The sequence below is a fragment of the Mycobacterium sp. genome (genome assembly GCF_039583805.1).
Classification (GTDB): domain Bacteria; phylum Actinomycetota; class Actinomycetes; order Mycobacteriales; family Mycobacteriaceae; genus Mycobacterium.
The window spans coordinates 1-10549 of sequence record NZ_JAVKSH010000118.1 but is presented as its reverse complement, the minus strand read 5'-3'; the positions used below and the strand labels follow the sequence as shown (position 1 = coordinate 10549).

10 protein-coding genes are annotated in these 10549 nt (G+C 69.0%); 5 read left to right on the top strand and 5 right to left on the bottom strand.

Going from position 1 to position 10549, the window contains the following annotated elements; all coding sequences use genetic code 11:
- The 5 genes from ABDW21_RS14555 to fadD3 all read right to left on the bottom strand — a co-directional run.
- The coding region (locus tag ABDW21_RS14555) for a pyridoxal phosphate-dependent aminotransferase (protein ID WP_343710623.1) at positions 1 to 1078 on the bottom strand (1078 nt) is incomplete at its 3' end.
- A 10-nt stretch (positions 1079 to 1088) separates the two neighbouring features.
- The gene (locus ABDW21_RS14550) at positions 1089 to 2039 is read right to left on the bottom strand and encodes an acyl-CoA dehydrogenase family protein (RefSeq protein ID WP_343602686.1); all 951 of its coding nucleotides are present in this window, start codon (positions 2037 to 2039) and stop codon (positions 1089 to 1091) included.
- Positions 2036 to 2989, bottom strand: coding sequence for an acyl-CoA dehydrogenase (locus ABDW21_RS14545; protein ID WP_343602684.1), 954 nt, complete (start codon positions 2987 to 2989; stop codon positions 2036 to 2038). Before ABDW21_RS14545 ends, ABDW21_RS14550 begins: the two co-directional genes overlap by 4 nt.
- On the bottom strand, positions 2986 to 4119 hold the full coding sequence (locus ABDW21_RS14540) for an acyl-CoA dehydrogenase family protein (RefSeq protein ID WP_343602682.1): 1134 nt from the start codon (positions 4117 to 4119) through the stop codon (positions 2986 to 2988). Before ABDW21_RS14540 ends, ABDW21_RS14545 begins: the two co-directional genes overlap by 4 nt.
- Complete coding sequence (gene fadD3, locus ABDW21_RS14535) at positions 4119 to 5666, bottom strand: 3-((3aS,4S,7aS)-7a-methyl-1,5-dioxo-octahydro-1H-inden-4-yl)propanoate--CoA ligase FadD3 (RefSeq protein ID WP_343710622.1); 1548 nt, start codon at positions 5664 to 5666, stop codon at positions 4119 to 4121. The genes ABDW21_RS14540 and fadD3 overlap by 1 nt, the downstream gene beginning before the upstream one ends.
- 116 nt (positions 5667 to 5782) lie before the next feature.
- Here fadD3 and ipdE1 point away from each other — a divergent pair, with 116 nt between their 5' ends.
- From ipdE1 to ABDW21_RS14510, 5 genes are all read left to right on the top strand, one after another.
- The gene (gene ipdE1 / locus ABDW21_RS14530) at positions 5783 to 6928 is read left to right on the top strand and encodes an acyl-CoA dehydrogenase IpdE1 (RefSeq protein WP_343602678.1); all 1146 of its coding nucleotides are present in this window, start codon (positions 5783 to 5785) and stop codon (positions 6926 to 6928) included.
- Positions 6925 to 7713, top strand: a complete 789-nt coding sequence (ipdF, locus tag ABDW21_RS14525) for a (5R,7aS)-5-hydroxy-7a-methyl-1-oxo-2,3,5,6,7,7a-hexahydro-1H-indene-carboxyl-CoA reductase (protein ID WP_343602677.1) — start codon at positions 6925 to 6927, stop codon at positions 7711 to 7713. The genes ipdE1 and ipdF overlap by 4 nt, the downstream gene beginning before the upstream one ends.
- Positions 7710 to 8288: a TetR family transcriptional regulator KstR2 gene (gene kstR2 / locus ABDW21_RS14520; protein WP_343710621.1), complete on the top strand. Its 579-nt coding sequence runs from the start codon at positions 7710 to 7712 to the stop codon at positions 8286 to 8288. Before ipdF ends, kstR2 begins: the two co-directional genes overlap by 4 nt.
- Positions 8289 to 8299: 11 nt before the next feature.
- The gene (fadA6, locus tag ABDW21_RS14515; RefSeq protein ID WP_343602689.1) at positions 8300 to 9460 is read left to right on the top strand and encodes a steroid 3-ketoacyl-CoA thiolase FadA6; all 1161 of its coding nucleotides are present in this window, start codon (positions 8300 to 8302) and stop codon (positions 9458 to 9460) included.
- A gap of 101 nt (positions 9461 to 9561) precedes the next feature.
- On the top strand, positions 9562 to 10431 hold the full coding sequence (locus ABDW21_RS14510) for a DUF559 domain-containing protein (RefSeq protein WP_343710620.1): 870 nt from the start codon (positions 9562 to 9564) through the stop codon (positions 10429 to 10431).
- Positions 10432 to 10549: the final 118 nt, after the last annotated feature.

Genomic DNA, 10549 nt, shown 5'->3' with positions numbered 1-10549 from the left:
CAGGGCCACGGGTGGTGTCGAAGTCGATGCCGGGCGCGATGGCAACCCCGGTGTCCGCCAGCAACGTCGAACAGAACGTCATCGAGTCGGTGGTGAAGTCCGAGACATCGGCGTAGACGTAGAAGGCGCCGTCGGTGGGCGCCAAGCGGTCGATTCCGATGTCGCGCAAACCTTCCAGTAACACCCTGCGGTTGATCGCGTACTGGTGCAGATGTCCGTCGGCTTCGGCAATCGCCTCGGGGGTGAACGCCGCGACGGCGGCATACTGCGACAGCACCGGCGGGCAGATGGTGAAGTTGCCGGTCAGGCAGTCCACCGCGCGCCGCAGCCCGGCCGGCACCAACAGCCAACCCAGCCGCCAGCCCGTCATCGCGAAATACTTGGAGAAGCTGTTGACCACCATGGTATTTCGCGACGTCTGCCAGGCGCAGCTGGTCTGCGGGGCACCCTCGTAGACCAGCCCGTGGTACACCTCGTCGCTGATCAGCCGGACACCGGTGGCGTCACACCAGGAGGCGATCGCCGCCAGTTCCGTCGGCGCGATCACCGTGCCGGTCGGGTTGGCGGGGCTCGCCACCACCACGCCGGCCACCGGCGGGTCGAGCGCGGCCAGCATCGCCACGGTCGGCTGGAACCGGGTCTGCGGCCCGCATTCGACGTCGACGACCTCACAGCCGAGCGCAGCCAAGATGTTGCGGTAGCAGGGATATCCGGGGCTGGCCACCGCGACCCGGTCGCCGACGTCGAAGCAGGCCAGAAACGTCAGCAGGAACCCGCCCGACGAGCCCGTCGTCACCACCACGTCGTCGGCTTCGACCGGCAGCCCGTACCGGTCCCGGTACGACGCCGCGATCGCCTCGCGCAACTCCGGAATACCCAGCGCTACCGTGTATCCCAGCTGATTGTCGCGCAGAGCCGCTGCCGCGGCGGAGCGCACCGGCCCGGGCGCGCCCGCACTGGGCTGCCCCGCCGCCAGGTTCACCAGGTCGCCGTGGCTGCGTTGACGTTCGGCGGCCGCCAGCCAGACGTCCATCACGTGAAACGGCGGGATGCCGGCGCGCATGGCGACGCTGTTCATATCGCTTACGCTAGAACACCTCCGACTCGAGCCGGCGCAGCTGGTCCCGCGGCGGGCCGAGCAGGTGCGAACTACCATGCGCGCGTTTGAAGTACAGGTGCATGTCGTGTTCCCAGGTGATCGCGATGCCGCCGTGCAGCTGGATGCCTTCGGCCGCGACCGTGCTGAACGCTTCGCTGGCGGTGAGCCGGGCCAGCGCCGCCGACGCCGGTGACGGGTCGGTGATCGCCTCGTCGACCACCGCGCGAGCGGCCTGCACCGCGACATGCAGGTCGGCCATCCGGTGTTTGAGCGCCTGGAAGCTGCCGATCGGGCGGCCGAACTGCACCCGCTCCTTGGTGTAGGCGACGGTCAGTTCCAGGCAGCGGGCCGCGGCGCCGACCTGCTCGGCGGCGACGAGGATCGCGGCGGTGTCGGCGATGCCGGGGTCGGTACCGATGACCGCGGTGGCCTGGGCGGTGACGCGGCCGAGCCGGCGGGTCGGGTCCATGGTGGCGACGGGCTCTGCGCTGAACAGCGTCCACCGGGTGAGCGTGTCGCCGTCGGCGTCGATGACAATGTCGGCGACGTCGCCGTTGACCACGTAGCCGGGGTCGAACACCACCGCGCCGATCGCGGTGCCGTCGGCAAGCCGCGCCAGCGCGTCGCGGTCGGGTTCGTCGGCGGCCAGCAACGCCAGCTCGGCCAGCGTCGTGCCCAGCAGCGGAGTAGGCACCAGCCCACGGCCGAGCTCACGCAGAACCGTTGCGGCGTCGGCTAATTGACCACCCGCTCCGCCGAGATCCTCGGGGATCACCAGTGCTGCGGCGCCGACCTGCTCGCACAGCAGGAGCCACAGCGTCTGGTCGTAGCCACGCGGCGAGGCCATCGCGGCCCGCACCGCTTCAGGCCCGGCATGTTTGGCTACCAGCGCGGCGACGGTGTCGCGCAGCAGTTCCCGTTCGTCGTTGGACGTCGTCACAGCGCCTCCAGCACCCGACGGCGGTGCGCGGCCGGGTCACCCCAGGCCGGTCGCAGCGCCTGCACCCGCAACAGCCACAGCGACAGGTCGTGCTCGGCGGTGAAACCGATGGCGCCGTGGGTCTGCAACGCCGCCCGGGCCGCCAGCAGCGCGGCATCCGATGCGGCGGCCTTGGCGGCGCTGACGTCGCGGGCAGTGTCGGGCGAGTGCGCAGCCAGCGACAGCGCGGCCCCGTAGACCAGGGGCCGGGCCAGGTCAAGCGCGATCTGCACGTCGGCCAGCTTGTGCTTGACCGCCTGATACGACCCGATCACCCGACCGAACTGGCTGCGCTGCGTCGCATAGTCCACCGCGGTGTCCAGCATCGCCCGACCGGCGCCGACCAGCTGCGCGGCGGTAGTCAGCGCCCCGAACTCGTAAGCACGGGCGACATCGGCCGCCCACGACGCGCCGGACGCTGTCACGTCGAACAGCCGGCGGCTGGGGTCGACAGATTCGTGCCGCGCGCCCACCTGAGCCGTGCAGGCCTGCCCGTCCCCGGCGAGCAGGACCAGCCCGGCGGTGTCGGCGTCGACGGCGCGCGGCACCTGCGGCGGCAGCGCCACGGTGGCGATCAGCTCACCGGACGCCAGCGCCGCGCACCGGTCGTCGTCGGCCAGCAGGACCGGCGCGACCGCGACGGATTCCGTGACGGGGCCGGGCACACACCACCGGCCGAGCCGCTCCGCCGCGACGGCCAGGTCGGCCGGGTGCGCCGCGAGGCCGTCGAAGCGTTCGGGCACCAGCAGCGCGGTGACGCCCAATTCGGCCAGCCGCGACCACAATTTGCGACCGGGCGCGGTGTCGCCGGCCGCCCAGGCGCGCACCGCCACGGGCACGTCGGCTGCCGCCAGCGCGGCGTCGATACTGGCCGCGAAGTCACGCTGCTGTGCGTCGAGCTCGAATCTCATCTGGGCTCCCGGGGCAGGCCCAGCAGCCGCTCGGCGATGATGTTGCGCTGAATCTCGTTGGTGCCGGCGTAGATCGGGCCGCCCAGCGCGAACAGCAAGCCGTCGCTCCACGAGTCGGCCAGTTCGCCGTCGGCGCCGAGGATATCCAGCGCGGCCTGGTGCAGCGCCACGTCGAGGTCGCTCCAGAACACCTTGGTCACCGAGGACTCCGCGCCCAGTTCGCCGCCGGCGGCCAGCCGGGTCACGGTGCCGAAGGTGTGCAGCCGGTAGGCCTGCGCCTTGATCCACGCGTCGGCCACCCGGTCGCCGAATGCCGCCGGCGAGCCGCGGTCCTTCCACAACCCTGCCAGCCGCTCGGCGGCGGCCAGGAACCGCGCCGGGCTGCGCAGCGACATGCCGCGCTCGTTACTCGTCGTGCTCATCGCCGCCCGCCAGCCGCCGTGCACGTCGCCGATAACATCCTCGTCGGCCACGAACACGTCGTCGAGGAAGATCTCCCCGAAACCGGTGTCGCCGCCCAGCTGGGCGATCGGGCGAACGGTGACGCCGTCTGCCCGCAGGTCGAACATGAGATAGGTCAGCCCGCGATGGCGCTCGGCCTCGGGATCGGAACGGAACAGCCCGAAAGCCTTGTCCCCGAACGGTGCCCGTGAACTCCAGATCTTCTGCCCGTTGAGCAGCCAGCCGCCGTCCGTGCGCGTGGCGGTGGACCGCAGTGACGCCAGGTCGCTGCCGGATTCCGGTTCCGACCACGCCTGCGCCCAGATCTCTTCGCCGCTGGCCATTTTGGGCAACACCCGATCGCGCTGCTCTTCGGTGCCATGCGCGAACAATGTGGGCGCCAGCATCGACGTGCCGTTGGCGCTGGCCCGCCCCGGCGCGCCGGCGCGGAAGTACTCCTCTTCGAACACCACCCACTGCAGCAGCGTGGCGTCACGGCCGCCGTATGCAAGAGGCCAGGTGATCACCGAAAGCCCGGCGTCGTAGAGCACCCTGTCCCAATGCCGATGTTGCTCGAAGCCTTCGGCCGTGTCGTAGGACGTGGTCGGGAAGTCGCCTGTGTGCGTCGCGAGGAACTCCCGCACCTCGCCCTGGAACGCCAGCGTCTCGTCGTCGAAATCGAGATCCATCAGGCCATCTCCCGCAGCACCGGTTTGATCACCTTGCCGCCGGCGTTGCGCGGCAGCGCGTCGACAAACCTGACCGAACGCGGAGTCTTGAAGTTCGCCAGATACTTTCGGGCATAGGCGATTACGGCGTGTTCATCGAGACCGGATCCGCACCGGGTGACCAGAAACGCCCGTCCCACCTCGCCGAGCCGCGCGTCGGGGACGCCGATCACCGCGACGTCGAGCACACCGTCCAGGCGGGCCAGCACCTGCTCCACCTCGGCCGGGTAGACGTTGAACCCGCCGCAGATGTACATGTCCTTGAGCCGGTCGGTGATCATCACATTGCTTGCGGCGTCAAGCGTTCCGACGTCACCGGTGTGCAGCCATCCGTCGGTATCCACGGCCGCCGCGGTGGCCAGCGGGTCGTCGAGGTAGCCCAGCATGACGTTGGGTCCGCGCAGCAGCACCTCGCTCTGCTCGCCGATGCGCAGTTCGAAGCCGGTGATCGGGCGCCCGCACGTGGTGGCCACCGTGACCGGATCGTCGTCGGCGCGGCACATGGTGGCGAAACCTCCTGACTCGGTTAGGCCGTAGGCGGTCAGCACGATGTCGATGTCCAGCTCGCGTTGCATGCGCTCGATCAACACCACCGGGACGGTGGCGGCGCCGGTGACCGCGAACCGCAGTGAGCTCAGATCGAATTCGGCGCGCGCGGGATGGTCGAGGAGGGTTTGGAAGACGGTGGGCGGACCCGGCAGCACGGTGATGCGATGCTCGGCCACCGCGCGCATGGCCTGCTCGGCGTCGAAGGTCAGCTGCGGGATCAGGGTGGCGCCGGTCTGCAGGCAGGCCAAAATTCCGGCTTTGTAGCCGAAGTTGTGGAAGAACGGGTTGATGCACAGGTAGCGGTCGTCGCTGGTGATCTTGCCGCAGGCCGCCCACGCCGCCGGCCCGGCCAGCGACTGCCGGTGCGCGCACAGCACGCCTTTGCTGCGGCCGGTGGTGCCGGAGGTGAACAGGATGTCGGAGACGTCGCCGGGCCGGACCGCGGCGGCGCGGGCGTCGGCGGCCTGCACGGCCTCGATGTCCAGGCCGGCGCTCACGAACTCGTCCCAGGTTCCGTCGTCGGCGGCTGTATCGTCGTTCGCCTCTATCGGCACCTGCACCACGTGACGCAGCTGCGGCAGCGCGTCCCGGTCGAGGCCGGCGACCTTGTCCGCGCCGAGGAATTGGCCCATCGCGATCAGCAGGCGTGCGCGCGTGCGCGCGAGGATGTCGGTGGCCTCGGCCACCGTGTAGCGGGTGTTCACCGGCACCATGCTGGCTCCGGCGTAATGGGTGGCCAGGCAGGCGACCACCCAGTGCCAGGTGTTCGGCGACCAGATCGCCACCCGGTCACCGGCGGCCACACCCAGCGTGATCATGGCCGCAGCGACCCGGCGCACCTCGTCGCGCAGTCCGGCGTAGGTGAGCCGGCGATCCGGCGCGACCAGCGCGTCGTGGTCGGGGAGTTCGCGCGCGATGCGATCCAGCGCCGCAGGAATGGTCTGCGGACGGTTCGACATCGACGCTCCTCGGCTCGACGGAATCGGTCAATTGCCCGCCTCCTGGTCGGGCCGCTGCACGGCCCGCATCGTCGCCAGGCTACAAAGCAAGTGCTTGGTAGGTTAGCCTACAGGGCATGCAGTGCGTCGAGGAGTTCCGGGCCGAGGTCCGCGGCTGGCTGGCCGAGAACCTGGCAGGCGAGTTCTCCGCGCTCAAGGGCCTGGGTGGGCCGGGCCGCGAGCACGAGGCGTTCGAGGAGCGGCGCGCCTGGAACCAGCACCTGGCGAAGGCCGGGTTGACGTGTTTGGGCTGGCCTGTCGAACACGGCGGGCGCGGACTATCGGTGGCGCACCGGGTGGCGTTCTACGAGGAATACGCCCGCGCCGACGCGCCGGACAAGGTCAACCACTTCGGCGAGGAGCTGCTCGGACCGACGCTGATCGCCTACGGCACGCCGGATCAGCAGCGCCGCTTTCTACCCACAATTCTCGACGTCACCGAGCTGTGGTGCCAGGGCTATTCCGAACCCGGCGCGGGCAGTGACCTCGCCAACGTGTCGACCACGGCGGTGCTCGACGGCGGCCGATGGGTGATCAACGGGCAGAAGGTGTGGACGTCACTGGCGCACCTGGCGCAGTGGTGCTTCGTGCTGGCTCGCACCGAGAAGGGCTCCACACGGCACGCAGGCCTGTCGTATCTGCTTGTGCCGCTCGATCAGCCCGGTGTGCAGATCCGGCCGATCGTGCAGCTGACCGGCACCTCGGAGTTCAACGAGGTGTTCTTCGACGACGCCCGCACCGACGCCGATCTGGTGGTCGGCGCACCGGGTGACGGCTGGCGGGTGGCGATGGGCACGCTGGCCTTCGAGCGCGGTGTGTCGACGCTCGGACAGCAGATCCGCTACGCCCGTGAGCTTTCCGCGCTGGTCGAGGTTGCGAAGCGCAACGGTGCCGCCGACGATCCGCTGATCCGGGAGCGGTTGACCCGGTCCTGGGCGGGCCTGCGCGCTTTGAGGTCCTACGCGCTGGCCACCATGGATGTCGAGCAGCCGGGGCAGGATAGTGCGTCGAAACTATTGTGGGCCAACTGGCATCGCGACCTGGGCGATCTGGCGATGGACGTCGCAGGCAAGGCCGGACTGGTCGCGCCGGACGGCGACTTCGACGAGTGGCAGCGACTGTACCTGTTCAGCCGCGCCGACACGATTTACGGGGGCTCCAACGAGATCCAGCGCAACATCATCGCCGAGCGGGTGCTCGGCCTGCCGAGGGAGGCTCGGTGACCTTCGAGGCGGCACCCAAAGAGGTTGCCGGGCATGGGCTTCTGGCCGGCAAAGTGGTGATCGTGACGGCGGCGGCGGGTACCGGCATCGGGTCGGCCACCGCGCGGCGCGCGCTGGCCGAGGACGCCGACGTCGTTGTCTCCGATCACCACGACCGACGACTGGGCCAAGTTCGCGACGAACTGTCGGCGCTGGACAAGGGACGGGTGGAGAGCGTGCTGTGCGACGTGACGTCCACCGCCCAGGTCGACGCGCTGATCGCCGCCGCCGCGCAGCGCATGGGCCGCATCGACGTGCTGGTCAACAACGCTGGCCTGGGCGGGCAGACACCGGTGGCCGACATGACCGACGAGGAGTGGGACCGGGTGCTCGACGTGACGCTGACGTCGGTGTTTCGCGCCACCCGCGCGGCGCTGCGGTATTTCCGCGACGCCGGCCACGGCGGCGTGATCGTCAACAACGCCAGCGTGCTGGGCTGGCGGGCGCAGCACTCGCAGGCGCATTACGCCGCCGCCAAGGCCGGGGTGATGGCGTTGACCCGCTGCAGCGCAATCGAAGCCGTCGAATACGGGGTGCGGATCAATGCGGTGTCGCCCAGCATTGCCCGGCACAGCTTCCTGGACAAGACCAGCTCGACCGAACTGCTCGACCAGTTGTCGTCCCAGGAGGCGTTCGGGCGGGCCGCCGAGCCGTGGGAAGTGGCGGCCACCATCGCGTTTCTGGCCAGCGACTACTCCAGTTACCTTACTGGCGAAGTGATTTCGGTTTCGAGTCAGCACCCGTGAACCGGCGCGACGAACTTCTGCAGCTGGCGGCGACGATGTTCGCCGAACGCGGGCTGCGCGCCACCACGGTGCGCGACATCGCCGACGGTGCGGGCATCCTGTCCGGCAGCCTGTACCACCACTTCTCGTCCAAGGAGGAGATGGCCGACGAGGTGCTCCGCGACTTTCTGGACTGGCTGTTCGACCGCTATCAGGAAATCGTCGATACCGAGCCCAATCCGCTGGAGCGGCTCAAGGGGTTGTTCATGGCGTCGTTCGAGGCGATCGAGCATCGGCACGCCCAGGTCGTCATCTACCAGGACGAAGCCAAGCGGCTGTTGGCGCAGCCCCGGTTCTCCTATATCGAGGACATGAACAAGCAGCAGCGCAAGATGTGGATCGACGTGCTGCAGCAAGGGATCGAGGAGGGCTACTTGCGGCCCGACCTCGACGTCGACCTGGTTTACCGGTTCATCCGCGACACCACGTGGGTGTCGGTGCGCTGGTATCAACCCGGCGGACCGCTCACCGCCGAGCAGGTGGGCCGGCAGTATCTCGCTATCGTCCTGGGCGGAATCACCAAAGAAGGAGTCTAGAAATGGTTGCAATTTCCCAAGCCTACGTGATCGACGCGGTGCGCACCGCGGTCGGCAAGCGCAACGGATCGCTGGCAGGTGTACATCCGATCGACCTTGGCGCGCAGGCGTTCCGGGGACTGTTCGACCGCGTCGACGTCGACCCTGCCGCCGTCGACGACGTGATCGTCGGCTGCCTGGACACCATCGGCGGGCAGGCCGGCAACATCGGCCGCAACGCGTGGCTGGCCGCGGGCTACCCAGAGGAGGTTCCCGGCGTCACCGTCGACCGCCAGTGTGGGTCCAGCCAGCAGGCGATTTCGTTTGGCGCCCAGGCGATTATGGCCCGCACCGCAGACCTGATCGTGGCCGGCGGTATGCAGAACATGAGCCAGATCCCGATCTCCTCGGCGATGGAGGTCGGCAAGCAGTTCGGTTTCACGTCGCCGACCAACGAGTCCACGGGCTGGCTGCACCGCTACGGCGACGAGGAGATCTCGCAGTTCCGCGGCGCGGAGTTGATCGCGCAGCGCTGGAATCTGTCCCGCGAGGAGATGGAGCAGTTCGCGCTCGCCAGCCACCAGCATGCGCTGGCCGCCATCCGCAGCGGGCACTTCGACCACGAAATCGTCGCGGTCCGCACCGACGGGACGGACTTCCGGATCGACGAAGGACCGCGCGAGACGTCGCTGGAGAAGATGGCCGCGCTGCCCGCGCTTTCCGAGGGCGGCCGCTTGACGGCGGCGCTGGCCAGCCAGATCTCCGACGGCGCCAGCGCGGTGCTGCTGGCCTCCGAGCAGGCCGTCAGCGACCACAAGCTGGCCCCGCGGGCCCGTATCCACCACATCAGCGCCCGCGGCGCCGACCCGGTGTTCATGCTGACCGGGCCGATCCCCGCCACCCGCTATGCGCTGGACAAGACGGGGCTGTCGATCGACGACATCGACATCGTGGAGATCAACGAGGCGTTCGCGCCGGTGGTGTTGGCCTGGCTCAAGGAGATCAAGGCCGACCCGGAGAAGGTGAACCCCAACGGCGGCGCGATCGCACTGGGCCACCCGTTAGGAGCAACGGGGGCAAAGCTTTTCACCACCATGCTCAATGAGTTGGAGCGCACCGGCGGCCGTTACGGGCTGCAGACGATGTGCGAGGGCGGCGGCACCGCCAACGTCACGATCATCGAGCGGCTCTAACCTTCCTGCCCCGACTGTGCAATTCACGACGCCCCAGCGGCGTGTCGTGTCGTGAATTGCACACTGAGCACGGTGTCGGGGGGTCGTGCCAGCATTCGCCCATGGACAAACTCACCTGGCCCTTCTTGGGTTCGGAGGCAATAGCCGCGAAGGCCATCCCGGAACGGGCGATGCGGTTGCTCTACGAGCCGGTCTACCCGGGCGTCTACGTGCCGTGCGGTATCGAGCCAACGGCAAGCCAGCGCGCGCGATCGGCCTGGCTGTGGTCGCGGCGCAGGGCGGTCGTCGCCGGCAACTCCGCGGCCGCACTACTCGGCGCGAAGTGGGTAAGCCCGGCGCTCGATGCCGAGCTGATCCACCGCAATCGCCACCCAACGGCCCGCATCAGGGTGCACACCGAGACCTTGCTGCCGGGCGAGGTTGTGGAAGTCGACGGGATGCGCGTAACGAGCGCTGCGCGAACGGCATTCGACATCGGGCGGCGAACGACGTCACGGCTGCCGGCGGTCCAGCGGCTCGACGCTTTGGTCAACGCGACCGACGTCAAGCCGACCGATGTCGAGGTTGTCATCGCCGATCATCCCGGTGCACGCGGCGTCGTCCGGCTTCGCGCGGTCCTACCGCTGGTCGACGGCGGCGCCGAATCTCCTCAGGAGACGCGAACCCGGTTGGTGTTGATCGACGCGGGGCTGCCCAGGCCGCAAACGCAGATCAGAGTTGTCGACGATTACGGGGACTTCGCCGCACGCATCGACATGGGTTATGAGGATCTACGCGTCGGCATCGAGTACGACGGCCCCCAGCATTGGACGGACGCCGGGCAGCGGGATCGGGACATCGACCGCTACAGCGCGCTTCACGCTCTGGGCTGGGTGATCATCAGGGTCAGCAGCGACCTGCTTCGATACCGGCAGGCTACGTTCGTGGCCCGCGTCGTTGCCGCCATGAAAGCCGCGGGATGGCGTTCGTGACTTTCATGCGCCGACTGTGCAATCCACGACGGCTCAGCGGCGTGTCGCGTCGTGAGATGCACACTCGCGCGGGGAGTGGGGGGTGGGGGCAAGCGCCGGGGGGTGGGGGCAAGCGCCG